Source organism: Cupriavidus sp. FW216-B1 (genome assembly GCF_058789195.1).
The window spans coordinates 1,267,736-1,291,601 of record NZ_JBYTEL010000001.1 but is presented as its reverse complement, the minus strand read 5'-3'; the positions used below and the strand labels follow the sequence as shown (position 1 = coordinate 1,291,601).

Sequence of the window (23,866 nt, the reverse complement as noted above, 5' to 3'; positions counted from 1 at the left end):
CCACCATGCCCGTCGTATCCATCGGCCCCTACGAATTCGAGCCCGCCGACCGCGCCGCCGCCTTCCACGGCAACCGGCTGCTCTATGTCGGCTGGGACCGCCACCTGCTGTTCTGCGCGCCGCACTGCCTGCCGTTCCCGCCCGCCACGCGCCTGCGCGACGTGGTGGAGAACGTGCTGCCGGGCATCTACGGCTACCACCCCGACTTCGCCCGCATCGACTGGCGCCGCGTGGAGTGGCTGCGCGGCAGCGTGCCGTGGGAGCCGGACCTGGACCGCACGCTGGAAGAGAACGGCCTCGGCCACAAGGACGTGATCCGCTTCCGCACGCCGGGGCTGGACGGCATCGGCGGCAGCGGCAGTTGAGCGGCGCGGGCCGCGAGGAGAACCGACATGTATGCACTGACCATCGAGCCGATCGGCCAGACCATCCCCATCGCGCCCGGGCAGACCGTGCTCGACGCCTGCCTGCGCGGCGGCGTGTGGCTGCCGCATGCGTGCTGCCACGGCCTATGCGCCACCTGCAAGGTGCAGGTGGTGGACGGCGAGTTCGAGCACGGCGCGGCCTCTGGCTTCGCGCTGATGGATTTCGAGCGCGACAACGGCCAGTGCCTGGCGTGCTGCGCCACCGCGCAGTCCGACCTGGTGATCGAGGCCGACATCGAGGAAGACGCCGATTCGCTCGGCCTGCCGCTGGCCGACTACCGCGCCGAGGTGGTGGCGACACGCGCGCTCACGCCCACCATCCGCGGCATCTGGCTGCGCGTGAAGGACGGTGGCGCCGCCGCCTTCCAGGCCGGGCAATACCTCAACCTGCACGTGCCCGGCTGCGACCAGCCGCGCGCGTTCTCGCTGGCCAGCCGGCCCGGCGACGAGCTGGTCGAGCTGCACGTGCGGCGCGTGCCGGGCGGGCAGGCCACCGGCTACCTGCACGAGCGGCTGGCGGTGGGCGACGAGCTGCGCTTCTCCGCGCCCTACGGCCGCTTCTTCGTGCGCGGCTCGGCGCGCGCGCCGATGATCTTCCTGGCCGGCGGCTCCGGCCTGTCCAGCCCGCGCGCCATGATCCTCGACCTGCTGGCCGCCGGCGAGACGCTGCCGCTCACGCTGGTGCAGGGCGCGCGCAACCGGGCCGAGCTGTACTACCACGACGAGTTCCACGCACTGGCGCGGGCGCATCCCAACTTCCGCTACGTGCCGGCGCTGTCCGACGAGCCGGCCGGCAGCGGCTGGGGCGGCGCGCGCGGCTACGTGCACGAGGTGCTGCGCGGCCTGTACGCCGGTTCCGCGGAGCACGCCGACTTCCGCGGCCACAAGGCCTACCTGTGCGGCCCGCCGCCGATGATCGAAGCCTGCATCCGCACGCTGATGCAGGGGCGGCTGTTCGAGGCGGACATCCACACCGAGACATTCCTCTCGGCGGGCGACGCGCGGGACAGCGCGCGCAGCCCGCTGTTCAGGATCTAATGAAAGGCGCGGCCATGCACAACGTGGAGATCGCCGGCAGCGGGCAGTGCTACCCGTGCGCGCCGGAACAGAACCTGCTGCGCGCGATGGAGGCGCTGGGCCGGCGCGGCATCCCGTCCGGCTGCCGCGGCGGCGGCTGCGGGGTGTGCAAGGTGCGCATCGAGTCGGGCCGCTACCGCACCGGCAAGATGAGCCGCGCCTGCCTGTCGGAAGCGGAGCAGGGCAGCGGGCTGGTGCTGGCCTGCAAGACCTACCCGGACAGCGACATCCGCCTGCGGCCGGTGGCGCTGCTGGCGCGCTGCCTGGCGCGGCGCGGCTGAAGACGCAGCCGCGGCGGTCAAACGCGGCAGGACGAAGACGGACCCATCATCAAGGAGACAGACATGGCATTGACAGGCGTATTGCGCCCGGGGCACGTGGCATTGCGCGTGCTGGAGCTGGAGCCGGCGCTCAGGCACTACATCGATGTACTCGGGCTGATCGAAACCGCGCGCGACGACCAGGGGCGCGTTTTCCTCAAGGCGTGGGACGAGCACGACCACCACAGCGTGGTGCTGCGCGAGGCCGACAGCCCGGGCATGGACTACATGGGCTTCCGCGTCGACAGCGGCCACTCGCTGGAGCGCCTGGCGCGGGACGTCGAGCGCTCGGGGCTGGCCACCGGCTGCGAGTGGATCGCCGCCGGCGAGCATCCGCGCACCGGCGCGCGCTTTCGCTTCACCATTCCCACCGGCCACGCGATCGAGCTGTTCGCCGACAAGGACAAGCTCGGCTGCCTGACCGGCGACCGCAACCCCGACCCGTGGCCCGACGACCTGCGCGGCATGGCGCCGAGCCGCTTCGACCACTGCCTGCTGTACGGCGACGACCTCGACGGCACCGTGCGCCTGTTCCGCGACGTGCTCGGCTTCGCGCTGGCCGAGGAAGTGGTGGCGGGGCCGGACCGGACCATGATCGGCGCGTTCCTGACCTGCTCCAACAAGGCGCACGACATCGCCTTCATCCGCCACCCGGAGAAGAACAAGTTCCACCACGCGTCGTTTACCCTCGACAACTGGGGCGAGGTGCTCAAGGCCGCCGACATCATCTCCAAGAAAGACGTCTCGCTCGACATCGGCCCCACGCGCCACGGCATCACGCGCGGCGCCACCATCTACTTCTTCGACCCCTCCGGCAACCGCAACGAAGTGTTCTCGGGCGGCTACATCCACTACCCGGACAAGCCCACGATCACCTGGACCGACAACGAGCTCGGGCGCGCGATCTTCTACCACGACCGCAAGCTGAACGATGCGTTCCTGAACGTGCTGACCTGAGCGGAGCGGCTGCCCGCCCACGCATCCGAGGCCACAACCATCGAGACCAACATGAAAGAATTCAAGAACTTCATCAACGGCGAGTGGGTCGGCACCGCGCGCCGGTTCGAGGACCGCAACCCGGTCGACAACAGCCTGATCGGCCACGTGCACGAGGCCGGACAGGCGGAGGTGGATGCCGCCGTGGCGGCGGCGCGGCAGGCGCTGCGCGGGCCTTGGGGCCGCATGGACGCGGCGCGGCGCGTGGCGCTGCTGCACGCCGTGGCCGACGGCATCGAGCGCCGCTTCGACGATTTCCTGCAGGCCGAGATCGCCGACACCGGCAAGCCGCTCGCGCTGGCCAGCCACGTGGACATCCCGCGCGGCGCGGCCAACTTCAAGGTGTTCGCCGACCTCATCCGGAACGTGCCCACGGAGAGCTTCGCCATGTCCACGCCGGACGGCGGCGAGGCCGTCAACTACGCGGTGCGCGCGCCGCGCGGCGTGATCGGCGTGGTGTGCCCGTGGAACCTGCCGCTGCTGCTGATGACGTGGAAGGTCGGCCCGGCGCTGGCCTGCGGCAACACCGTGGTGGTCAAGCCGTCGGAGGAGACGCCCGCCACCGCCACGCTGCTCGGCGAGGTGATGAACGAGGCCGGCGTGCCGCCGGGCGTCTACAACGTGGTGCACGGCTTCGGACCCGATTCGGCGGGCGCCTTCCTGACCGCGCACCCGCACGTCGACGGCATCACCTTCACCGGCGAGACGCGCACCGGCGAGGCCATCATGAAGGCGGCGGCCAGCGGCGTGCGCCCGGTCTCGTTCGAGCTGGGCGGCAAGAACGCCGGCATCGTGTTCGCCGACGCGGACTTCGACAAGGCGGTGGCCGGCATTGCGCGCGCGGCCTTCGAGAACAGCGGCCAGGTCTGCCTGGGCACCGAGCGGGTCTACGTGCAGCGGCCGGTCTTCGCGCGCTTCGTCGGCGCGCTCAAGGCCCGCGCGGAGGCGCTCCGGCTGGGCCGGCCCGCCGACGAGGGCGTGGGCATGGGCCCGCTGGTATCGAAGGAGCACCAGGCCAAGGTGCTGTCGTACTACCGCAAGGCGGCCGAGGCCGGCGCCACCGTGGTGACCGGCGGCGGCGTGCCGCCGATGCCGGGCGCGCTGGCCGAGGGCGCCTGGGTGCAGCCCACCATCTGGACCGGCCTGCCCGAGGACGCCGCCGTGATCCGCGAGGAGATCTTCGGGCCGTGCTGCCATGTCGCGCCGTTCGACACGGAGGAAGAGGTGGTGCGCCTGGCCAACGACACGCCCTACGGGCTGGCCGCCACCGTGTGGACGTCCGACCTCGGCACCGCGCACCGCATGGGCCGCGCGCTCGACGTGGGCATCTGCTGGATCAACGCATGGTTCCTGCGCGACCTGCGCACCGCCTTCGGCGGCGCCAAGCAATCCGGCATCGGCCGCGAGGGCGGGGTGCATTCGCTGGAGTTCTACACCGAACTGCGCAATATCTGCGTGAAGCTGTGAGGCCGGCCATGCGCAACGACAAACCAGACGAGACGATGAAGGACAAGCTCACCGAGGCGCAGATCCGCGAGACCGGCGCCAGCCTGCACCGGGCGCTGCGCGCGCGCGCGCCGCTGGCGCCGCTGACCGAAACCTGGCCGGGCTTGTCCATCGACGACGCCTACCGCATCCAGCTCGCGATGGTGCGGCATCGCATCGACGCCGGCGAGCGCGTGGTGGGCAAGAAGATCGGCGTGACCAGCCGCGTGGTGATGGACATGCTCGACGTGCGCCAGCCGGACTTCGGCCACCTGCTGTCGGGCATGGTCCACGGCGACGGCGCGGCGATCGCCGCCGATACGCTGATCGCGCCCAAGGCCGAGGGCGAGATCGCCTTCGTGCTCAAGGCGGACCTGGAAGGGCCGGGCGTGACCAATGCCGACGTGCTGCGCGCCACCGCCTGCGTGCTGCCGTGCTTCGAGATCGTCGACTCGCGCATCCGCGACTGGAAGATCCGCATCCAGGACACCGTGGCGGACAACGCGTCGTCCGGGGTGTTCGTGCTCGGCGACGCGGCGGTGGACCCGTGCGGGCTGGACCTGGGCACCGTGGGCATGACGCTGGAGAAGAACGGCGAGATCGTCGCCACCGGCGCCGGCGCGGCCGCGCTGGGCCATCCGGCCAACGCGGTGGCGTGGCTGGCCAACACGCTCGGGCGCCTGGGCCTGGGCCTGAAGCAGGGCGAGGTGATCCTGTCCGGCTCGCTGGCCGCGATGGTGCCGGTCAAGGCCGGCGACCAGCTTCGCATCAGCCTGGGCGGCATCGGCTCGGCCGGTGTGCGCTTCGTGTGAACCCCGTTTGCCTGCCGTTCCGGAATCCGCCATGAACCTGACCCAAGACACCATCGCGCAGCTCGCCGGGCTGCTGGAAGACGCCGAGCTCAAGCGCGAGCCGGTACGCAAGATCACCGATGCCCATCCCGGCATGGACTGGGACGACGCCTACGCCATCCAGGACGCGATCCGCGCGCGCAAGGAGGCGCGCGGCACCCGCGTGGCCGGGCTCAAGATGGGCCTGACCTCGTTCGCCAAGATGCGCCAGATGGGCGTGACCGAGCCGGTCTACGGCTTTCTCACCGACTATGGCGCGTGCATGGACGGCGGCGTCATCGATACCGCCGCGCTGATCCACCCCAAGGTGGAGGCGGAGATCGCCTTCGTGCTGCGGCGGCCGCTGCGCGGGCCCGGCTGCCATATCGGCGACGTGCTGGCCGCCACCGACTTCGTGCTGCCGGCGGTGGAGGTGATCGATTCGCGCTACGAGCAGTTCCGCTTCGACCTCAAGAGCGTGATCGCCGACAACACCTCGTCGGCGCGCTTCGTCGCCGGCGGCACGCACCGCCGCGCCGGGGGGCTGGACCTGAAGAACCTCGGCGTGGTGCTGGAGAAGAACGGCGAGGTGGTGGCCACCGCCGCCGGCGCGGCGGTGCTGGGGCATCCGGCCAGCAGCGTGGCGATGCTGGCCAACATGCTGGGCGCGCGCGGGCGCACGCTGCCGGCCGGCACCTTTATCATGACCGGCGGCGTGACCGAGGCCATCGCGGTGGCGCCGGGGGACTGCATCACGGCGCGCTACCAGCATCTGGGCACGGTATCGATGCGCTTCGCCTGAGCACGGCGGGGCGCGCGGCCATGCCCGGCCGCGGGCGGCGCCCGCGTCCCGCACCCGACGTACGACACACGACATTCAATATCCAACATCCAACCGGAGCCAAGCACCATGCCCATCATGCAAGTCTTCCTGATCGAAGGCCGGACCGAAGAACAGAAGGCGCGCCTCATCCGCGCGCTCACCGATGCCGCGGTGGAATCGATCGGCGCGCCCGTCGAAAGCGTGCGCGTGATGATCACCGAGGTGCCGAACACGCAGTTCGGCATCGCCGGCAAGACCGCGAAGGAACTGGGCCGCTGAGGCGGCGAAGGAGAACCGGCATGGACACGAAAGCCAGCGGCAGGCACAAGGTTGCCATCCTCGGCTCGGGCAACATCGGCACCGACCTCATGATCAAGGTGATGCGCCAGGCCAGGCACCTGGAGATGGGCGCGATGGCCGGCATCGACGCGGCCTCGGACGGGCTGGCGCGGGCCGCCCGCCTGGGCGTGCCCACCACCGCCGAGGGCATCGAGGGGCTGGTGGGGATGGCGGGCTTCGGCGACATCCGCATCGTCTTCGACGCCACCTCGGCCGGCGCCCACGCGCGCCACGACGCGGTCCTGCGCGCGCACGGCGTGCAGGTGATCGACCTCACGCCGGCCGCGCTCGGGCCCTACGTGGTGCCGGTGGTCAACCTCGACCAGCAGCTGGGGGCGCGCAACATCAACATGGTGACGTGCGGCGGGCAGGCCACCATCCCGATGGTGGCGGCGGTGTCGCGCGTGGCGCGCGTGCACTACGCGGAGATCGTGGCGTCGATCTCCAGCCGCTCGGCCGGGCCGGGCACGCGCGCCAACATCGACGAGTTCACCGAGACCACCAGCCGGGCGATCTGCTCGGTGGGCGGCGCCGCGCGCGGCAAGGCCATCATCGTGCTGAACCCGGCCGAGCCGCCGCTGATGATGCGCGACACGGTATTCACGCTGTCGGAGGACGGCGACCCGGCGGCGATCGAGGCCAGCATCGAGGCGATGGCCGCCGCCGTGCGGGCCTACGTGCCGGGCTACCGCCTCAAGCAGCGCGTGCAGTTCGAGCGCATCGACCCCGCCGCGCCGCTCAACATCCCGGGCCTGGGCCCGACGAGCGGGCTCAAGACCTCGATCTTCCTCGAGGTGGAGGGCGCCGCGCACTACCTGCCGGCCTATGCCGGCAATCTCGACATCATGACCAGCGCCGCGCTTGCCTGCGCCGAGCGCCTGGCGCAGACGCGGCTGGCGGCATGAGCGCCGCGCCCACGGAGACAGACATGGACCAGCAAGCCACGCCATCCACGCCGGCCGGCGGGAAGAAGCTCTACATCTCGGACGTCACGCTGCGCGACGGCAGCCACGCCATCCGCCACCAGTACGGCCTCGGCGACGTGCGCCGCATCGCCGCCGCGCTGGACGCCGCGCGGGTGGACTCGATCGAGGTCGCGCACGGCGACGGCCTGGCCGGCTCCAGCTTCAACTACGGCTTCGGCGCGCATACCGACCTCGAATGGATCGCCGCGGCGGCCGAGACCGTGCGCCACGCGAAGATCGCCACCCTGCTGCTGCCCGGCGTGGGCACCGTGCACGACCTGCGCGCGGCCTTCGACGCCGGCGCGCGCGTGGTGCGCGTGGCCACCCACTGCACCGAGGCGGATGTCTCGCGCCAGCACATCGAGTACGCGCGCGGGCTCGGCATGGACACCGTGGGCTTCCTGATGATGAGCCACATGACCACGCCCGCCGCGCTGGCGCAGCAGGCCCGGCTGATGGAAAGCTACGGCGCGCAGACCGTGTACGTGGTCGATTCGGGCGGCGCGCTCGGCATGAACGACGTGCGCGAGCGCTTCCGCGCGTTCAAGGACGTGCTCAGGCCCGAGACGCGGACCGGCATGCACGCGCACCACAACCTGGGCCTGGGCGTGGCCAACTCCATCGTCGCGGTGGAGGAGGGCTGCGACCGCGTCGACGCCAGCCTCGCCGGCATGGGCGCCGGCGCCGGCAACGCGCCGCTGGAAGTGTTCATCGCCGCGGCCAGCCGGCTCGGCTGGGACCACGGCTGCGACCTGTACACGCTGATGGATGCCGCCGACGACATCGTGCGGCCGCTGCAGGACCGGCCGGTGCGGGTGGACCGCGAGACGCTGGCGCTGGGCTACGCGGGGGTGTATTCGAGCTTCCTGCGCCACGCCGAGGCCGCCGCCGCGCGCTATGCGCTGAAGACCGTCGACATCCTGGTGGAGCTGGGCCGGCGCCGCATGGTGGGCGGCCAGGAAGACATGATCGTCGACGTGGCGCTGGACCTGGCGGCGCGCCGCGACGGGCGGGGCGCGCGCGCGGCGGCCTGACCCCGGAGGGCCGGAGGGCGGAGGGTGGGGCGGCGGTCTACAATCTCGCGCAGGCAACCTTTGAACCTCGACGGACCCGACATGACCGCACTGCGCACGCTCTACCCGCCGATCGAACCCTACGCGAGCGGCACGCTCGACGTCGGCGACGGCCACGTCATCTACTACGAGCGGGTCGGCACGCCGGGCGGCAAGCCCGCGGTGTTCCTGCACGGCGGGCCCGGCGGCGGCATCTCGGCCGAGCACCGGCGGCTGTTCGACCCCGCGCGCTACGACGTGCTGCTGTTCGACCAGCGCGGCTGCGGCCGCTCCACGCCGCACGCGGGCCTGGAGGCCAACACCACCTGGCACCTGGTCGAGGACATCGAGCGGCTGCGCCGGCTGGCCGGCGCCGAGCGCTGGCTGGTGTTCGGCGGCTCGTGGGGCTCGACGCTGGCGCTGGCCTACGCGCAGCGCCACCCGGAGCGGGTCAGCGAGCTGGTGCTGCGCGGGATCTACACGCTCAGCAAGGCGGAGCTGAACTGGTATTACCAGTTCGGCGTGTCGGAGATGTTCCCGGAGAAGTGGGAGCGCTTCCAGGCGCTGGTGCCGGAGGCCGCGCGCGGCGACATGCTGGGCGCCTACCGCAAGCTGCTGACCGGCAGCGACCGCGACAAGCAGATCGAGGCCGCCAAGGCGTGGAGTCTGTGGGAGGGCGAGACCATCACGCTGCTGCCCGATCCGGCGTTCTCCGCCACGCATGGCGACGGGCATTTCGCGCTGGCCTTCGCCCGCATCGAGACGCACTACTTCGTGCACGGCGGCTGGCTGGAAGAAGGGCAGCTGCTGCGCGACGCGCACCGGCTGGCCGGCATTCCCGGCGTGATCGTGCATGGCCGCTACGACATGCCGTGCCCGGCGCGCCATGCCTACGCGCTGCACCGGGCCTGGCCCGGCGCCGATTTCCATCTGGTCGAAGGCGCCGGCCACGCGTGGTCGGAGCCGGGCATCCTCGACCAGCTGGTGGCGGCCACGGACCGGTTCGCCGCCAGCCGCGGATAGCGCCGGCGGCGAACCGGTCAGGCGGCTTGCGCTTCGGTTTGCGCCTCGGCCTCCGCGCGGTTCATGCGCCGGATCGCCTGCGGCGGCTGGCCGAACGCGCGCAGGAACGCGCGCCGCATGCGCTCGCGGTCGCCGAAGCCGGTGTCGCGCGCCACCACGTCGATCGGGTGGCGCCCGGACTCCATCATCAGCCGCGCGGCCTCCACGCGCAGGTGTTCCACCGCCTTGGCCGGGGTCTGGCCGGTTTCCTCGCGGAAGGCCCGGCTGAACTGGCGCGGGCTGAGATGCGCGGCCTGCGCCAGCTGCTCCACCGACAGTTCCTCGTGCAGGTGCTGGCGCGCGTAGTCCAGCGCGGACTGGATGCGGTCGGACCTGGGCTCCAGCTCGAGCAGCGCGGAGAACTGCGACTGGCCGCCCGCGCGGCGGTGGTAGACCACCAGCTTGCGCGCCACCTGGCGCGCGATCTCGGCGCCCGCGTCCTTTTCCACCAGCGCCAGCGCGAGGTCGATGCAGGCGCTCATGCCGGCCGAGGTCCAGACCGGGCCGTCGATGATGAAGATGCGGTCTTCCTCCATCTTGACGCGGGGGTAGGCGCGGCGGAAGCGCGCGGCGTAGAACCAGTGGGTGGTGGCGCGGCGGCCGTCGAGCAGGCCGGCCTCGGCGAGGTTGAAGGCGCCCGTGCAGGTGGCGCCGATGCGGCGCGCGGCCGGCGCGGCCCGCCGCAGGAACGCGGTCAGCGCTGGCGGCGTGGGCTGGACGTCGTTGTCGCCGACCACCAGCACGGTATCGAACGGCTGGTCGTCGAGCGGCATCGTGGTGACGGAAAAGCCGCCCGAGGTGGGCACCGGGCCGCCGTGCTCGGACAGCAGCACGACCTCGTAGAGCGCGCGGCCGGCGGTGATGTTGGCGAATTCCAGCACCGTGGTGACGGCCAGGTTCATGGCCTGGAAGCCGGGATAGACGACGATGCCGGTGCGCAGCGGGGCGCGGCCGGCCAGCAAGGTGGGTGATGGCATGAAAGGTGGCATCTATGACATTGGCGCCATCGGACTATACGCCTAATCTTGCTTCCGTGATGACCGGCAATCGGGCCGGCAGCGACAACGGAGAGCCCTCATGGCAACCACCCAATCCACCGCAGACCAATCCCACCGGGGCACGGCCCTCATCACCGGCGCCTCTTCCGGCATCGGCGCGATCTACGCGGACCGGCTCGCCCGGCGCGGCTACGACCTGATCCTGGTGGCGCGCAACCGCGAGCGGCTCGACACGCTGGCCGGGCGCCTGACCAGCGAGACCGGCCGCTCGGTCGAAGTGGTCGCGGCGGACCTGGCCCGCGACGCCGACGTGCGCCGGCTGGAAACGCTGCTGCGCGAGGACGCCAGCATCACCCTGCTGGTCAACAACGCCGGCATCGGCGCGGCGGCTCCGCTGCTGCAGTCGGACGTCGACAAGATGGAAGCCATGATCGCGCTCAACGTGACCGCGCTCACGCGCCTGACCTACGCCGTGGCGCCGGCCTTCGTGGCGCGCGGCACCGGCGCCATCATCAACATCGCCTCCATCGTGGCGGTGGCGCCCGAACTGCTCAACGGCGTGTACGGCGGCTCGAAGGCGTTCGTGCTGGCCTTCACGCAGTCGCTCCAGCATGAGCTGGCCGCCAGCGGCGTGCGCGTGCAGGCGGTGCTGCCCGGCGCCACCCGCACCGACTTCTGGGAAGTCGCGGGCCAGTCGGTGGACAACCTGCCGCAAGCGTGGGTGATGAGCGCCGCGGACATGGTCGACGCATCGCTGTCCGGCTTCGACCAGGGCGAAGTGGTCACGATACCGTCGCTGCCGGAGGCGGCCGACTGGCAGGCCTTCGAGGCGGCGCGCGCGGCGCTGGGGCCGAACCTGTCGCGCAGCGAGCCGGCGGCGCGCTTCAAGGCCGCGGCGGCCTGAGGTGGCGCCGTTCAGGCGCCGTGCGACGCCGACAGGAACTGCCTGAGCTCGGGCGTGCGGGGCTCGCCGAAGATCGCCTGCGGCGGGCCCATCTCGTGCACCTTGCCGTCGTGCATGAAGACCACGCGGTCGCTGACCTTGCGCGCGAACTGCATTTCATGCGTGACCATGACCAGGGTCATGCCGTCGGCGGCCAGCGCCTCGACCACGCCGAGCACTTCGCCGACCAGCTCCGGGTCGAGCGCGGAGGTGATTTCGTCGCACAGCAGGACCTCGGGCTCCATCGCCAGCGCGCGCGCGATCGCCACGCGCTGCTGCTGGCCGCCGGAGAGCCGGTCCGGATGGCTGTCGAACTTCTCGCCCAGCCCGACGCGCTCGAGCAGGGCCCGGGCGCGCCGGCGGGCTTCGGTCTTCGGCACATTGGCGACCAGCGTGGGCGCCAGCATCACGTTCTGCCCGGCGCTCAGGTGCGGGAACAGGTTGAAGCCCTGGAAGATCATGCCCACGTTCTGCCGCAGCTCGCGCATGGCCCTGGGGTCGCCCTGGCGCAGCGGCTGGCCGTCCACGCTGACGGTGCCGTCCTGGAAGCTCTCCAGGCCGTTGATGCAGCGTAGCAGCGTGCTCTTGCCCGAGCCGCTGCGGCCGATGATGCAGATCACCTCGCGGCGGCCGATCTGCAGGTCGATGCCCTTGAGGACTTCGTGCTCGCCGAAGCGCTTGCGCAGGCCGCGGATGTCGACCAGGGCGAACGGTGCGGAAGGGACGGAAGGGACGGAAGGGGCGGAAGGGGGCGCGGCGGTGGTGGATTCGTCAGGTGTTGGCATCGTGTGCGCTCGGCTCATGCGTTGGTTTTCAGGCGCTGCTCCAGGTGCCGGCTCCAGGCCGACAGCGGAAAGCACAGCGCGAAGTAGAGCAGCGCCACGCCGCCGTAGGCCACGAACGGCTGGAAGGTGGCGTTGGCGATCATCTGCCCGGCCTTGGTGACTTCGACGAAGCCGATCACCGAGGCCAGCGCGGTGCCTTTCACCACCTGCACCAGCATGCCCACGGTCGGCGCCACGGCGATGCGCGCGGCCTGCGGCAGGATCACGTGGCGCAGCTGCTGCCACGGCGTCATGGCGAGGCTGGCCGAGGCTTCCCATTGCCCGCGCGGGATGGCCTCGACGCAGCCGCGCCAGATCTCGGTCAGGTAGGCGCTGGTGTACAGCGTCAGGCACAGCGCGGCGGCCAGCAGCGCCGAGGTGTCGATGCCCAGCAGCGCGAGCCCGAAGTAGGTCAGGAACAGCTGCATCAGCAGCGGCACGCCCTGGAACACCTGCACGTAGCCGGCGATGCCGGTGGCCGCGCCCGGCAGCCGGGTGAAGCGCGCGACCAGCAACAGCAGCCCGACCACGCCGCCGCCGGCGAACGCGATCAGCGACAGGCCCGCGGTCCAGCGCAGCGCCAGCAGCAGGTTGCGCAGCACGTCCCACAAGGAAAATTCAACCATGCGTGTCTCCGGGGCTCAGCGGCCAAAGATCAGGCGCGCGCCGATGCGGTTGAGCGCCTCGCGCACCAGCACGGCGAGCGCGAAGTAGGCCGCCGCCGCGACGATGTACGCCTCGAAGCTGCGGTAGGTGCGGCTGGCGATCAGGTTGGCGGCGTAGGAGAGCTCCTCGGCGGAGATCTGGCTGCATACCGACGACCCCAGCATGACGATGACCACCTGGCTCACCAGCGCCGGCCACACCCGCGCCAGCGAGGGCGGCAGCACCACGCGCGTGAAGGTCTGCCAGCGGTCCAGCGCGAGGCTCTGCGCCGCCTCGATCTGGCCGCGCGGCGTGGCCTCGAGGCCGGCGCGGATGATCTCGCAGGCGTAGGCGCCGAGGTTGAGCGTCATCGACAGCACGCAGGCCAGCTCGACGGGCAGCCGCACGCCGGCCGCGGGCAGGCCGAAGAAGATGAAGAACAGCTGGACGATGTAAGGCGTGTTGCGCACGGACTCCACGTAGGCGGCCACCAGCAGGCGCGGCGCGCGCGTGCCGTGGATGCGGGTCCACGCGCAGCCGATGCCCAGCACCGTGCCGCAGGCCGCGGAGAAGGCCGTGAGGAGCAGCGTGAGCCAGAGCCCGTGCAGCAGCATCGGCCACTGGGCGAGGACGGTGGCGAAGTCGAGGGAGATCATGCGGTCGGGCGGCAAGGGTTGGCGATGCCCGCGCGGCGGTGGCGGCGCGCGGGCGGGGCGGCGGCTGGCGGAAGGCTTATTCCGGCAGCTCGCCGGTGCCGCGGCCGAGCCAGCGCTGGGCGTAGGCGTTCAGCGTGCCGTCGGTCTTGGCGGCGCTCAGGATCTGGTTGACCTTCTCGCGCAGCGCGGTCTCGCCCTTGCGCACGCCGACGAAGTTCGGCGAGTCCTTGAGCAGCAGCTTGTATTCCGCGTCCGCCTTCGGGTTCTTGGCGATGGCGGCGGCCGCCACGGCCGCGCCGGTGGCCAGCAGCTGGGTCTGCTGCGTCACGAAGGCGGTCACCGTGGCGTTGTCGTCGTCGAAGCGCTGGATCTTCAGCGTCGGCGGCGCGACCTGCTGCAGCACGTCGTCCTGGATGGTGCCGCGCGTGACCGCGATGGTCTTGCCGCCGAGGTCGGCGAAGCTCTTGATGCTCAGCGACTTCGGCCCGAACACGGCCTGGTAGAAGGGCGCGTAGGCGACCGTGAAGTCGATCACCTTGGCGCGCTCGGCGTTCTTGCCGAGCGCCGACACGATCAGGTCGATCTTCCTGGTCTGCAGATAGGGGATGCGGTTGGGCGTGCTCACCGGCACCAGCTCCGCCTTGACGCCGAGCTTGTCGGCGATCAGCTGCGCCACCGCGACGTCGAGGCCCTGCGGCTTGAGATCCGGGCCGACGAAGCCGTAGGGCGCGAAGTCGGTGGGGATGCCGATGGCGATCGACTTCTTGCCGAGCACGGCGTTCAGGGAATCGTCGGCGCGCGCCGGCATGGATGCCACGAGGACCGCGCCTGCGATCAGGCCGGCAACGGCGGTGAACTGTCTGCGTTTCATTACGACACCTTTCATCAGTCGGTGGGAGGGATGGCAGGCTCTGTAGGCAAAGAGCGTGCCACGCGCGCCCGGCGCGGCGGCCGGGACCGCGCGGGCGGCCGCGCGGCCGCGCCGGGCGGCGCTTCCGGGGCATCGGTCCGCGCCCGGCCCGGCCCTGGCATCGCATTTGCTCAAGGCTCTGGCATCGAAGAAACTACGGTTTCATATGCACCACAACATGAAATTCGTGTTTCATAACAGTGCGCTCGCGGCCAGTTTGGTGCGCGGCGCGGCACCAGGCAGCCAACAGACATGAGCGACGCCCTCGAAACCCAGATCCGGCAGTGCTACGGCGACTTGTCCGCCGCCGAGAAGAAACTCGCCGACGTGCTGGTGGCGCGGCGCAAGGACCTGCTGAGCTATTCCGCCACCGAGCTGGCCGAGCTGGCCGGCGTGTCCAAGGCCAGCGCGGCGCGTTTTTTCCGGCGCCTTGGCCATGCGGACTTCAACGCGTTCCGGCGCTCGCTGCGCGAGCAGGTGTCCGAGCAGTCGCCGCTGTTCCTGCTGGAGCACGCCGGGCTGCCGCGCGCGGCGAAGGGCGGCAGCACGGCGCTGGCCGCGCTGCAGGCGCACGTGGCGCTCGACAGCAGCCGGCTCGCGGCGCTGCCGGAACAACTCAGCGCGCGCGCGCTCGAGGTGGCGATGACCGAGCTGGCCGGCGCGCGGCGCGTGTGGGTGGTGGGCTACCGCAACAGCTTCATGCTGGCCTTCTACGCCAACGCGCTGCTCTCGCAGGTGCGCCCCGAGGTCTACCTGCTCAACGAGCAGGCCGGCAAGGATGCCGAACTGATCGCCGAGATCGACGGCAAGGACGTGCTGCTGGCGGTGGATTTCCGCCGGCGCACGCGGCGCCTCAAGGGCGTGGTGACGCTCGCGCGCGAAGCCGGCGCGAAGCTGATCCTGCTCAGCGACGCGCCGGTGTCGGCGCTGGCGCCGGACGCCGACGCGCTGCTGCGCTGCTCGCACCACGGCGGCCAGGTGTTCGATTCCTACGTGGCGGCGGTCAGCCTGGTGAACTACCTGGCCGGCGCGATGGCCGGGCGCGCGCGCAAGTCCTCGCGGGCGCGCATGGCGCGCGTGGAGCGCGCGCACGAGGTGCTGGCCGACCTCGAAGCCTGACGTCGCTCCCTCTTTGCTCCCTTTATTGCTCCTTTTATCGTCTCTTTTCGTCCCTCTTTTCCCCGCGCGACGCGCCGCATCCGTCGGCGCGGACCGCCATCCCGACCGGAACCTCAGACGCATGAACGCACTTCCTTCCCTCTCGCTTGCCCTGCTTCCCAACCCGGCCCTGCGCCGCGACGAGCCCTACGGCGCGCGCCGCGCGGCCATCCTCGGCGCGCCGGCGCTGGCCGACGCGCGCCGCGAGATCGGCGCCTGGGCTGGCTACGCGCCCACGCCGCTGGCGGCGCTGCCGGCGCTGGCGGCCGCGCTGGGCGTGGCCGAGGTGCGCTACAAGGACGAGGGCTCGCGCTTCGGCCTGGGCAGCTTCAAGGCGCTCGGCGGCGCCTACGCGGTGGGCCGGCTGCTGTGCCGCGAGCTGGGCCGGCGCCTGGGGCGCGCGCTGTCCATCGCCGAGCTCGCCGATCCGGCCGTGCGCGGGCTCTGCGCGGAACTGACCGTGACCTGCGCCACCGACGGCAACCACGGGCGCTCGGTGGCGTGGGGCGCGCAATTGTTCGGCTGCCAGTGCGTGATCTATATCCACGCGACCGTCAGCGCGGGCCGCAAGGCCGCCATCGAGGCCTTCGGCGCCGAGGTGGTGCGCACCGGCGGCAACTACGACCAGGCCGTGCAGCAGGCGGACCGCGACGCCCGCGCGCGGGGCTGGCACGTGATTTCCGACACCTCCTACCCCGGCTACATGGACGTGCCGCGCGACGTCATGCAGGGCTACCAGGTGATGGTGGCGGAAGCGGTCGAGGCGCTGCCGCAATGGCCCACGCATGTGTTCATCCAGGCCGGCGTGGGCGGCTTCGCCGCGGCGGTGTGCGCGTATTTCTGGGAGCGCGAGCAGGGCAGCGGGAAGGGCAGCGGCGCGGGTCCGCGGCCGGTGTTCGTGGTGGTGGAGCCGGCCCGCGCCGACTGCCTGATGCGCAGCGCGTGCGCCGGCGCCGTCACCGCGGTGACGGGCGAGCTCGACACGCTGATGGCCGGGCTGGCCTGCGGCGAGGTCTCGCTGCTGGCGTGGGAGATCCTGGCCAATGGCGCCGACGCCTTCTGCACCATCGAGGACGAGGCCGCGGTGGCGGTCATGCGCCTGCTGGCCAGCCCGGCCGGCGGCGATCCGGCCATCGTCGCCGGCGAGTCCGCCGTGGCGGGGCTGGCGGCGGCCATCGCGGCGATGCAGGACCCGGCCGCGCGCGCGGCGCTGGGCCTCGACGCGCGCAGCCGCCTGCTGCTGATCGGCAGCGAGGCGGACACCGATCCCGAGCTGTACGCGCGGCTGGTCGGGCGCAGCGCGGACAGCGTGCGCGCCGGCCGTGCCCAGGGCGCGGATGGCATGGACAACGCGGAGGATGCGGCATGAGCGCGCCCGCCTGTCCCCGCATCGACGGCGAGCGGCTGCTGGCCAGCCTCGATGCGCTCGCCCGGCACGGCGCCATCGACGGCGGCGGCGTGTGCCGGCTGGCCCTGACCGATGCCGACCGGCACGGCCGCGACTGGACCGTGGCCCGCATGCGCGAGCTCGGCATGACCGTCACCATCGACGCGATCGGCAACGGCGTCGCGGTGTATCCGGGCAGCGCCGACCTGCCGCCGGTGATGATCGGCTCGCACATCGACACCGTGCGCACCGGCGGGCGCTATGACGGCAACTACGGCGTGCTGGCCGGGCTGGAGGTCGTGGCGACCCTGCGCGATGCCGGCCTGCGCCCGCGCCGCCCGCTCGCGGTGGCCTTCTTCACCAACGAGGAAGGCGCGCGCTTCCAGCCCGACATGATGGGCTCGCTGGTCTACGTGGGCGGCCTGCCGCTGCCGGAGGCGCTGGCCACGGCCGGCATCGACGGCAGCACGGTGGGCGAGGAGCTGCGCCGCATCGGCTACGCCGGCACCGCGCCGGTCGGGCGGCCCGCCGTCGACAGCTTCGTCGAGCTGCATATCGAGCAGGGGCCGGTGCTGGACCAGCGCGGCGTGCAGATCGGCGTGGTGGAGGGCGTGCAGGGCATCTCGTGGACCGAGTACCGCATCGAGGGCGTGTCCAACCACGCCGGCACCACGCCGATGGAGATGCGGCACGACGCCGGCCACGCCGCGGCGTGCGTCGCCGTGTTCGTGCGCGAGCTGGCGCTGCGCTACGGCGGCCGGCAGATCGGCACGGTGGGCGCGATCCGTTTCGAGCCCAATCTGATCAACGTCATTCCCAACCGCGCGGTGTTCACGGTGGACCTGCGCAACACCGACGAGGCAATGCTCGCGCGCGCGGAAGCCGAGGTGCAGGCCTTTGCCGAGCAGGTATGCGAGGCGCAGGGTTTATCGCTGCTGCATACGCGGCTGGCGCGGTTCGCGCCGGTCGCGTTCGACCCGATGGTGACCGGGCTGGTGCAGCAGGAGGGCGAGGCGCTGGGCCTGTCCATGCTGCGCATGCCCAGCGGCGCCGGCCACGACGCCCAGATGCTGGCGCGGGTGTGCCCGGCCGGCATGATCTTCGTGCCCAGCGTCAAGGGGTTGAGCCACAACGTGCGCGAGTTCACCGAGCCGGCGGACCTGGTCAACGGCGCGCAACTGCTGCTGCAGGTGGTGCTGAAGCTGGCGGACCGGCCGTGACCTGTCCGTGACCTGTCCATGAATCGACCATGAACCGTCCATGAATCGACCGCAAGGCCGCCGCCGCGCGGCCGACCGGTTTCCTTTTTCCGCTGTTCCTTTTTCCCGGAGCCTTTCCTTGTCCAGAATCCTGAATGTGGCCCTCGGCCAGCTTGGGCCGATCGCGCGCGCGGACAGCCGCCAGCGCGTGGTCGGGCGCCTGTGCGAACTGATGCGCGACGCGCATGCCTGCGGCGCGCACCTGATCGTCTACCCGGAACTCGCGCTCACCACGTTTTTCCCGCGCTGGTACATCGAGGACCAGGACGAGATCGACAGCTTCTTCGAGCGCGAGATGCCCAACGCGGCGACGCAGCCGCTGTTCGATCTCGCGCGGGCGCTGGGCGTGGGTTTCTACCTCGGGTACGCGGAGCTGGCGACCGAGGCCGGCAAGCCGGCGCGCTACAACACCTCGATCCTGGTCGACCGCCAGGGCCGCATCGTCGGCAAGTACCGCAAGGTCCACCTGCCGGGGCATCGCGAACACGAGCCGTGGCGCCGCTTCCAGCATCTGGAAAAACGCTATTTCGTGCCGGGCGGCGGGTTCGGCGTGAGCGAGGCGTTCGGCGGCAAGATCGGCATGGCCATCTGCAACGACCGGCGCTGGGCCGAGACCTACCGCGTCATGGGGCTGCAGGGCGCGGAGATGGTGCTGATCGGCTACAACACGCCGGTGCACAACGCGCCCGCGCCCGAGCACGACGACCTGTCGCTGTTCCACAACCAGCTGTCGATGCAGGCCGGGGCCTACCAGAACGGGTCGTGGGTGGTGGGCGTGGCCAAGGCCGGCGTGGAGGAGGGCGTGGACAGCATCGGCGGCAGCTGCGTGATCGCGCCGTCGGGCGAGGTGGTCGGCGCCTGCCTGACCAAGGGCGACGAGGTGGCCATCGCGCGCTGCGACCTGGATTTCTGCGCGGTCTACAAGCGCACCACCTTCAACTTCGACGCGCATCGGCAGCCGCACGCCTACCGCATGCTGGTGGAGCGGCGCGGCGAGACGCTGATGGCCGACGGCAGCCCGGTGGCGGCGGCCGGGTGCGATTGAGGCGTGGTTCCAGGTTTCAGGATGCGGCTGGCGCGGGACTGACGCGCCGCCGCGGCGCGGTGCTCAGGCCCGCTTCCACACCGGGGAGTCCGCCACCACCACCTTCTTCGGCAGGATCTTCTGGCTGGTGAAGGCATCGGCGATGCGCTGCTGCTCTTCCAGCGAGGCCGCGTCCACGGTCTGCACCTGATAGGTGCGGCGGCGGTTGGCCGCCTCCACCGTGGGCGCGTCCAGCCCGATCAGCGGCGCGTGCCACTGCGCGGCGGCGGCGGGGTTCTGCTTGATCCACTCGCCGGCGCGGCGCAGCTCGTCGTAGACCACCGCGAGCACGTCGGCGTGCTTCTGCGCGTAGGGCGTGGCGGCGAGGTAGAAGCGCCGGTAGCTCGACAGGCCCTTGCCGTCGCGCAGGATGCGCGCGTTGGCCTGGCGCTGCACGGCGGCCAGGAACGGGTCCCAGATCACCCAGGCGGCCACGCTGCCGCGCTCGAACGCGGCGCGCGCGTCGGCCGGGTTCAGGTAGGCCGGCTCGATGTCGCGGATGCTCAGGCCCGCGCCGGCGAGCGCCTCGAGCAGCAGGTAGTGCGCGCCGGCGCCCTTGGCGAAGGCCACGCGCTGGCCCTTCAGCTGGGCGATCTCCCGGATCGGCGAGTCCTGGCGCACCACGATGGCCTGCGCCTCGGGCGAGGGCGTCTCGATCGCGTAGTAGGTGAGGTTGGCGCCGGCGGCGAGCGCGAACGGCGGCACCGCGTCGGCCACGTCGGCGCTCAGGTCGAGGTTGCCGATGTTGAGCGACTCCAGCAGCGGCAGGCCGGAGGTGAACTCGTACCACTGGACCGACGCGCCGAGCGGCGCCAGCGCCTTTTCCAGCGTCTCGCGCGACTTCAGCAGGATCATCAGCGTGGACGATTTCTGGTAGCCGATGCGCAGCGTGTGCTTCTGCGCCTGCGCGCGCGCCGGCCCCGCCACGCCGAGCGCGGCGGCGGCGCCCGCCGCCAGCACCGCGTTCACCACCGTGCGCCGCCCCTTGTCGAATGCTTGCGTCATTGCCGTTCCTGCCTTATCCGTGCACAAGCGCAGCAGGGTAGGCGAGCGCGGGCCGGCAGGGAACGAAGAATGCCGCACAAGCTTATGCGTTCGGCCGGCATCCGGCCGCCGCGGCGCGGCAAATGTCCATGCATTCTGGGTGCGGATAAATGTCTGCGTGAATGTATTTGCACCGCGCGCAACACCTTGGCATGCCGCTTGCCGGGGATTGCCGGGGCAGTCCACGCGATACGAAATGGCGTGCTATATTCCTTCACCGTCGACAGTACGGCGCATGTCAGTGCGCGGCAAAAGTCTCGCCGCGGGCATGCCGCCGGCGCGCCTTGGTCAGGTGCCGGGTCGACGTCCTGCAGGAATCCCGCTGTCCTTTCCACAAGAGACCCGCCCCGTGTCCATGGTCCAGCTGGCGCTGCGTCGCCCGTACACTTTTATCGTGATGGCGATGCTGATCGTGCTCGCCACACCCTTCGCGCTGCTGAAGATGCCGACCGACATCTTCCCCGAGATCAACATCCCGGTCATCAGCATCATCTGGAACTACAACGGCCTGTCGCCGCAGGAGATGGGCCAGCGCATCTCGGCGCAGAACGAGCGCAGCCTGACCACCACCGTCTCCGACATCGAGCACATCGAGTCGACGTCGCTCAACGGCGTGGCGATCATCAAGATCTTCTTCCAGCCCACCGCCAACATCCAGACCGCGATCGCGCAGGTGGTGGCGGTGGAGCAGTCGCAGCTGCGCCAGCTGCCGCCCGGCATCACGCCGCCGCTGGTGATCAAGTACTCGGCCTCCAGCATCCCGGTGGTGCAGCTCGGGCTGTCCAGCCCGACGCTGTCCGAGCAGTCGCTGTTCGACGCGGCCGTGAACCTGCTGCGCCCGCAGCTCATCACCATCCCCGGCGTGGCGGTGCCGTTCCCCTACGGCGGCAAGAACCGGCTGGTGTCGGTCGACCTGGACATGCAGGCGCTGCAGGCGCGCGGCCTCGCGCCGGCCGACGTGGTCAACGCCGTCAACCTGCAGAACCTGATCCTGCCGTCGGGCACGGCCAAGCTCGGCGAGACCGAGTTCAACGTCCGGATGAACGGCTCGCCCGACGCGATCGCCGGGCTCAACGACCTGCCGGTGCGCACCATCGGCGGCAACACCACGTACCTGCGCGACGTGGCCTACGTGCGCGACGGCTTCTCGCCGCAGACCAACATCGTGCGCCAGGACGGCCAGCGCGGCGTGCTGCTGTCGCTGCTCAAGAACGGCGCGGCCTCCACGCTCGACATCGTCAGCAACCTGCGCGCGATGCTGCCGCGCGCGCAGCAGATCATGCCGTCCGACGTGAAGATCACGCCGCTGTTCGACCAGTCGGTGTTCGTCAAGGCCGCGGTCAAGGGCGTGGTGTTCGAGGCGCTGATCGCCGCCGGCCTGACCGCCGCGATGGTGCTGCTGTTCCTCGGCAACTGGCGCAGCACGCTGATCATCGGGCTGACCATCCCGCTCTCGATCCTGGCCTCGGTGCTGATGCTGCACGCGCTCGGCGAGACCCTGAACCTGATGACGCTGGGGGGCCTGGCGCTCTCGGTCGGCATCCTGGTGGACCAGGCCATCGTCACCATCGAGAACATCGAGCGGCACATGCACCTGGGCAAGCCGCTGCTGGAGGCGATCGACGCCGGCGCCGGCGAGATCGGCGTGGCCGCGTTCGTCTCCACGCTGTGCATCTGCATCGTGTTCGTGCCGATGTTCTTCCTCGAGGGCGTGGCGCGCTTCCTGTTCGTGCCGCTGGCCGAGGCGGTGGTGTTCGCGATGGTGGCCTCCTACATCCTGTCGCGCACGCTGGTGCCGACGCTGGTGATGCTGCTGATGGGCGGCGCCCACGCGCACGCCGACGGCGGCAAGCCCAGCCTGCTGCAGCGGCTGTACCGCGGCTTCGACCGCCGCTTCGAGCACGTGCGGCGCGTCTACACGCTGGCGCTGTCGGCGCAGCTGGGCAACCGCAAGCGCTTCGCCACGGTGTTCCTCGGCTTCTGCGTGCTGTCGTGCGCGCTGATCCCGTTCCTCGGGCGCGACTTCTTCCCCACCGTGGACGCCGGCCAGATCCGCCTGCACATGCGCACGCCGACCGGCACCCGCATCGAGGAAACCGCGCGCGTGGCCGACCAGGTGGAGGCGGCCATCCGCGAAATGATCCCGCCCGACCAGCTCGAGACCATCCTCGACAACCTGGGCGTGCCCAACAGCGGCATCAACCTCTCCTATAGCAACGCCGGCACCATCGGCACGCTCGACGGCGAGATCCTGATGTCGCTGCGCGAAGGCCACCGGCCCACCGAGGAGTTCATCTCGCGGCTGCGCGCCGAGCTGCCCAAGCGCTTCCCCGGCGTGGAGTTCTTCTTCCAGCCGGCCGACATCGTCACGCAGATCCTGAACTTCGGCCTGCCGGCGGCGATCGACGTGCAGTTCACCGGCAACGACCTGCAGGGCAACGCGCGGCTCGCCGGCGAGCTGGTCAAGCAGATCCGCGAGATCCCCGGTGCGGTCGACGCGCACGTGCACCAGCGCAACGACTATCCCGCCATCAACCTCGACATGGACCGCACGCGGCTGCAGCAGCTCGGGCTGTCGGCGCAGAACGTCGGGCAGAACGTGCTGATCTCGCTGTCGGGCAGCGCGCAGACCGCCCCGGCGTTCTGGCTCAACCCGACCAACGGCATCGTCTACAGCGTGGCGGTGCAGACGCCGCAGTACAAGATCGACTCGCTCGACACGCTGCTCAACCTGCCGGTGGCCGGCGCCGGCAGCGCCGCGAACGCCGCGGCGCCCGCGGCCGGGGCCAGCCCGGGCAGCTCGCAGCTGCTGGGCAACCTGGTGCAGGCCTCGACCGCGCGCCAGCCGGCGGTGGCGTCGCGCTACAACATCCTGCCCGCCATCGACATCTACGTCAGCGTGCAGGGCACCGACCTCGCCAGCGTGGCGGGCAAGGTGCAGAAGCTGGTGGACCAGATGACGGGCAAGCTGCCGCGCGGCTCGCAGCTCGTGGTGCGCGGGCAGGTGCAGACCATGCAGTCGTCGTTCATCGGCCTGGGTGTCGGGCTGGCGATGGCGATCGTGCTGGTGTACCTGCTGGTGGTGGTGAACTTCCAGTCGTGGATCGACGCGGCGGTCATCATCGCCGCGCTGCCCGCGGCGCTGGCCGGCATCGCGTGGATGCTGTTCATCACCGGCACCACCTTGAGCGTGCCGGCGCTGACCGGGGCGATCATGACGATGGGCGTGGCCACCGCCAACAGTATTCTGCTGGTGTCGTTCGCGCGGCAGCGCCTGGAAGAAGGCGTGCCGCCGCTGTCGGCCGCGCTGGAGGCGGGCGCGACCCGCATCCGCCCGGTGCTGATGACCGCGCTGGCCATGATCATCGGCATGATCCCGATGGCGCTGGGCCTGGGCGAAGGCGCCGAGCAGAACGCGCCGCTGGGCCGCGCGGTGATCGGCGGGCTGCTGTTCGCCACCGTGTCGACGCTGTTCTTCGTGCCGGTGGTGTTCGCCGCCGTGCATCGCTGGCTGGCCGGGCGCAAGCCGCACGGCGGCACGGCCCATCCGCCGCTGGCTCCCACACATCAAGAGGGTTGAAGCA

23 protein-coding genes are annotated in these 23,866 nt (G+C 71.1%); 17 read left to right on the top strand and 6 right to left on the bottom strand.

The genetic code is table 11. The annotated features are described in order from the left end of the window. Positions 1-5: 5 nt before the first annotated feature. From AC3WXD_RS05575 to pip, 11 genes are all read left to right on the top strand, one after another. Entirely contained in the window at positions 6-365 is a 360-nt protein-coding gene (locus AC3WXD_RS05575; protein WP_492323233.1) for a phenol hydroxylase subunit P4, read from the top strand. A 27-nt stretch (positions 366-392) separates the two neighbouring features. Beyond that, positions 393-1,463, top strand: a complete 1,071-nt coding sequence (locus tag AC3WXD_RS05570) for an NADH:ubiquinone reductase (Na(+)-transporting) subunit F (protein WP_492323232.1) — start codon at positions 393-395, stop codon at positions 1,461-1,463. Positions 1,464-1,477: 14 nt separating this feature from the next. After that, entirely contained in the window at positions 1,478-1,783 is a 306-nt protein-coding gene (locus AC3WXD_RS05565; protein WP_020203480.1) for a 2Fe-2S iron-sulfur cluster binding domain-containing protein, read from the top strand. A gap of 63 nt (positions 1,784-1,846) precedes the next feature. Then, positions 1,847-2,779: a catechol 2,3-dioxygenase gene (locus AC3WXD_RS05560; protein WP_492323231.1), complete on the top strand. Its 933-nt coding sequence runs from the start codon at positions 1,847-1,849 to the stop codon at positions 2,777-2,779. Between the two features lie 51 nt (positions 2,780-2,830). Further along, the gene (locus tag AC3WXD_RS05555) at positions 2,831-4,285 is read left to right on the top strand and encodes a 2-hydroxymuconic semialdehyde dehydrogenase (protein WP_454733500.1); all 1,455 of its coding nucleotides are present in this window, start codon (positions 2,831-2,833) and stop codon (positions 4,283-4,285) included. A 35-nt stretch (positions 4,286-4,320) separates the two neighbouring features. After that, positions 4,321-5,115 (top strand): 2-oxopent-4-enoate hydratase, encoded by a 795-nt coding sequence (gene dmpE, locus AC3WXD_RS05550; protein WP_020203477.1) that lies wholly within the window; start codon positions 4,321-4,323, stop codon positions 5,113-5,115. Between the two features lie 31 nt (positions 5,116-5,146). Beyond that, positions 5,147-5,935: a 2-oxo-3-hexenedioate decarboxylase gene (gene dmpH / locus AC3WXD_RS05545; RefSeq protein WP_492323230.1), complete on the top strand. Its 789-nt coding sequence runs from the start codon at positions 5,147-5,149 to the stop codon at positions 5,933-5,935. Positions 5,936-6,043: 108 nt separating this feature from the next. Next, on the top strand, positions 6,044-6,235 hold the full coding sequence (thmT, locus tag AC3WXD_RS05540) for a 2-hydroxymuconate tautomerase (RefSeq protein WP_020203475.1): 192 nt from the start codon (positions 6,044-6,046) through the stop codon (positions 6,233-6,235). A gap of 20 nt (positions 6,236-6,255) precedes the next feature. After that, the gene (locus tag AC3WXD_RS05535) at positions 6,256-7,200 is read left to right on the top strand and encodes an acetaldehyde dehydrogenase (acetylating) (RefSeq protein ID WP_492323229.1); all 945 of its coding nucleotides are present in this window, start codon (positions 6,256-6,258) and stop codon (positions 7,198-7,200) included. 23 nt (positions 7,201-7,223) lie between these two features. Then, complete coding sequence (gene dmpG / locus AC3WXD_RS05530; protein ID WP_020203473.1) at positions 7,224-8,294, top strand: 4-hydroxy-2-oxovalerate aldolase; 1,071 nt, start codon at positions 7,224-7,226, stop codon at positions 8,292-8,294. 81 nt (positions 8,295-8,375) lie between these two features. Further along, complete coding sequence (gene pip / locus AC3WXD_RS05525; RefSeq protein ID WP_454733497.1) at positions 8,376-9,335, top strand: prolyl aminopeptidase; 960 nt, start codon at positions 8,376-8,378, stop codon at positions 9,333-9,335. 17 nt (positions 9,336-9,352) lie between these two features. Here pip and AC3WXD_RS05520 read toward each other — a convergent pair whose 3' ends face one another. Then, entirely contained in the window at positions 9,353-10,351 is a 999-nt protein-coding gene (locus tag AC3WXD_RS05520) for a GlxA family transcriptional regulator (protein WP_020203471.1), read from the bottom strand. A gap of 100 nt (positions 10,352-10,451) precedes the next feature. On the opposite strand from AC3WXD_RS05520, the gene AC3WXD_RS05515 reads away from it, so the two are divergent. Continuing rightward, positions 10,452-11,276, top strand: a complete 825-nt coding sequence (locus AC3WXD_RS05515; RefSeq protein ID WP_059411447.1) for an SDR family NAD(P)-dependent oxidoreductase — start codon at positions 10,452-10,454, stop codon at positions 11,274-11,276. An 11-nt stretch (positions 11,277-11,287) separates the two neighbouring features. Here the strand turns inward: AC3WXD_RS05515 and AC3WXD_RS05510 are convergent, their stop codons facing one another. The 4 genes from AC3WXD_RS05510 to AC3WXD_RS05495 form a co-directional block, all read right to left on the bottom strand. Further along, on the bottom strand, positions 11,288-12,100 hold the full coding sequence (locus AC3WXD_RS05510) for an amino acid ABC transporter ATP-binding protein (RefSeq protein ID WP_492323228.1): 813 nt from the start codon (positions 12,098-12,100) through the stop codon (positions 11,288-11,290). Between the two features lie 14 nt (positions 12,101-12,114). After that, positions 12,115-12,765 carry an amino acid ABC transporter permease gene (locus AC3WXD_RS05505; protein WP_492323227.1) on the bottom strand — a complete coding sequence of 217 codons (651 nt, stop codon included), beginning with the start codon at positions 12,763-12,765 and terminating at the stop codon, positions 12,115-12,117. 15 nt (positions 12,766-12,780) lie between these two features. Beyond that, positions 12,781-13,440 carry an amino acid ABC transporter permease gene (locus AC3WXD_RS05500; protein ID WP_029043708.1) on the bottom strand — a complete coding sequence of 220 codons (660 nt, stop codon included), beginning with the start codon at positions 13,438-13,440 and terminating at the stop codon, positions 12,781-12,783. A 76-nt stretch (positions 13,441-13,516) separates the two neighbouring features. Continuing rightward, positions 13,517-14,311, bottom strand: a complete 795-nt coding sequence (locus AC3WXD_RS05495; protein ID WP_020203466.1) for a transporter substrate-binding domain-containing protein — start codon at positions 14,309-14,311, stop codon at positions 13,517-13,519. 291 nt (positions 14,312-14,602) lie between these two features. Here AC3WXD_RS05495 and AC3WXD_RS05490 point away from each other — a divergent pair, with 291 nt between their 5' ends. From AC3WXD_RS05490 to AC3WXD_RS05475, 4 genes are all read left to right on the top strand, one after another. Then, entirely contained in the window at positions 14,603-15,469 is an 867-nt protein-coding gene (locus AC3WXD_RS05490) for a MurR/RpiR family transcriptional regulator (protein ID WP_454733492.1), read from the top strand. 121 nt (positions 15,470-15,590) lie between these two features. Beyond that, positions 15,591-16,877 carry a diaminopropionate ammonia-lyase gene (locus tag AC3WXD_RS05485; protein ID WP_492323226.1) on the top strand — a complete coding sequence of 429 codons (1,287 nt, stop codon included), beginning with the start codon at positions 15,591-15,593 and terminating at the stop codon, positions 16,875-16,877. Continuing rightward, positions 16,874-18,115 carry a Zn-dependent hydrolase gene (locus AC3WXD_RS05480; RefSeq protein ID WP_020203463.1) on the top strand — a complete coding sequence of 414 codons (1,242 nt, stop codon included), beginning with the start codon at positions 16,874-16,876 and terminating at the stop codon, positions 18,113-18,115. The genes AC3WXD_RS05485 and AC3WXD_RS05480 overlap by 4 nt, the downstream gene beginning before the upstream one ends. 118 nt (positions 18,116-18,233) lie before the next feature. Continuing rightward, on the top strand, positions 18,234-19,199 hold the full coding sequence (locus tag AC3WXD_RS05475) for an N-carbamoyl-D-amino-acid hydrolase (RefSeq protein ID WP_492323225.1): 966 nt from the start codon (positions 18,234-18,236) through the stop codon (positions 19,197-19,199). Between the two features lie 63 nt (positions 19,200-19,262). Here the strand turns inward: AC3WXD_RS05475 and AC3WXD_RS05470 are convergent, their stop codons facing one another. Then, a complete protein-coding gene (locus tag AC3WXD_RS05470; protein WP_020203461.1) occupies positions 19,263-20,243 on the bottom strand; it encodes an aliphatic sulfonate ABC transporter substrate-binding protein in 981 nt (326 codons plus the stop codon). Positions 20,244-20,631: 388 nt separating this feature from the next. Here AC3WXD_RS05470 and AC3WXD_RS05465 point away from each other — a divergent pair, with 388 nt between their 5' ends. Beyond that, positions 20,632-23,862 (top strand): efflux RND transporter permease subunit, encoded by a 3,231-nt coding sequence (locus AC3WXD_RS05465; protein WP_020203460.1) that lies wholly within the window; start codon positions 20,632-20,634, stop codon positions 23,860-23,862. Positions 23,863-23,866: the final 4 nt, after the last annotated feature.

Excerpts from the sequence above, each read along its gene's own strand:
- AC3WXD_RS05575 (WP_492323233.1), top strand. The coding sequence starts at position 6 with ATGCCCGTCGTATCCATCGGCCCCTACGAATTCGAGCCCGCCGACCGC.
- AC3WXD_RS05570 (WP_492323232.1), top strand. The coding sequence starts at position 393 with ATGTATGCACTGACCATCGAGCCGATCGGCCAGACCATCCCCATCGCG.
- AC3WXD_RS05565 (WP_020203480.1), top strand. The coding sequence starts at position 1,478 with ATGCACAACGTGGAGATCGCCGGCAGCGGGCAGTGCTACCCGTGCGCG.
- AC3WXD_RS05560 (WP_492323231.1), top strand. The coding sequence starts at position 1,847 with ATGGCATTGACAGGCGTATTGCGCCCGGGGCACGTGGCATTGCGCGTG.
- AC3WXD_RS05555 (WP_454733500.1), top strand. The coding sequence starts at position 2,831 with ATGAAAGAATTCAAGAACTTCATCAACGGCGAGTGGGTCGGCACCGCG.
- dmpE (WP_020203477.1), top strand. The coding sequence starts at position 4,321 with ATGAAGGACAAGCTCACCGAGGCGCAGATCCGCGAGACCGGCGCCAGC.
- dmpH (WP_492323230.1), top strand. The coding sequence starts at position 5,147 with ATGAACCTGACCCAAGACACCATCGCGCAGCTCGCCGGGCTGCTGGAA.
- thmT (WP_020203475.1), top strand. The coding sequence starts at position 6,044 with ATGCCCATCATGCAAGTCTTCCTGATCGAAGGCCGGACCGAAGAACAG.
- AC3WXD_RS05535 (WP_492323229.1), top strand. The coding sequence starts at position 6,256 with ATGGACACGAAAGCCAGCGGCAGGCACAAGGTTGCCATCCTCGGCTCG.
- dmpG (WP_020203473.1), top strand. The coding sequence starts at position 7,224 with ATGGACCAGCAAGCCACGCCATCCACGCCGGCCGGCGGGAAGAAGCTC.
- pip (WP_454733497.1), top strand. The coding sequence starts at position 8,376 with ATGACCGCACTGCGCACGCTCTACCCGCCGATCGAACCCTACGCGAGC.
- AC3WXD_RS05520 (WP_020203471.1), bottom strand. The coding sequence starts at position 10,351 with ATGCCATCACCCACCTTGCTGGCCGGCCGCGCCCCGCTGCGCACCGGC.
- AC3WXD_RS05515 (WP_059411447.1), top strand. The coding sequence starts at position 10,452 with ATGGCAACCACCCAATCCACCGCAGACCAATCCCACCGGGGCACGGCC.
- AC3WXD_RS05510 (WP_492323228.1), bottom strand. The coding sequence starts at position 12,100 with ATGCCAACACCTGACGAATCCACCACCGCCGCGCCCCCTTCCGCCCCT.
- AC3WXD_RS05505 (WP_492323227.1), bottom strand. The coding sequence starts at position 12,765 with ATGGTTGAATTTTCCTTGTGGGACGTGCTGCGCAACCTGCTGCTGGCG.
- AC3WXD_RS05500 (WP_029043708.1), bottom strand. The coding sequence starts at position 13,440 with ATGATCTCCCTCGACTTCGCCACCGTCCTCGCCCAGTGGCCGATGCTG.
- AC3WXD_RS05495 (WP_020203466.1), bottom strand. The coding sequence starts at position 14,311 with ATGAAACGCAGACAGTTCACCGCCGTTGCCGGCCTGATCGCAGGCGCG.
- AC3WXD_RS05490 (WP_454733492.1), top strand. The coding sequence starts at position 14,603 with ATGAGCGACGCCCTCGAAACCCAGATCCGGCAGTGCTACGGCGACTTG.
- AC3WXD_RS05485 (WP_492323226.1), top strand. The coding sequence starts at position 15,591 with ATGAACGCACTTCCTTCCCTCTCGCTTGCCCTGCTTCCCAACCCGGCC.
- AC3WXD_RS05480 (WP_020203463.1), top strand. The coding sequence starts at position 16,874 with ATGAGCGCGCCCGCCTGTCCCCGCATCGACGGCGAGCGGCTGCTGGCC.
- AC3WXD_RS05470 (WP_020203461.1), bottom strand. The coding sequence starts at position 20,243 with ATGACGCAAGCATTCGACAAGGGGCGGCGCACGGTGGTGAACGCGGTG.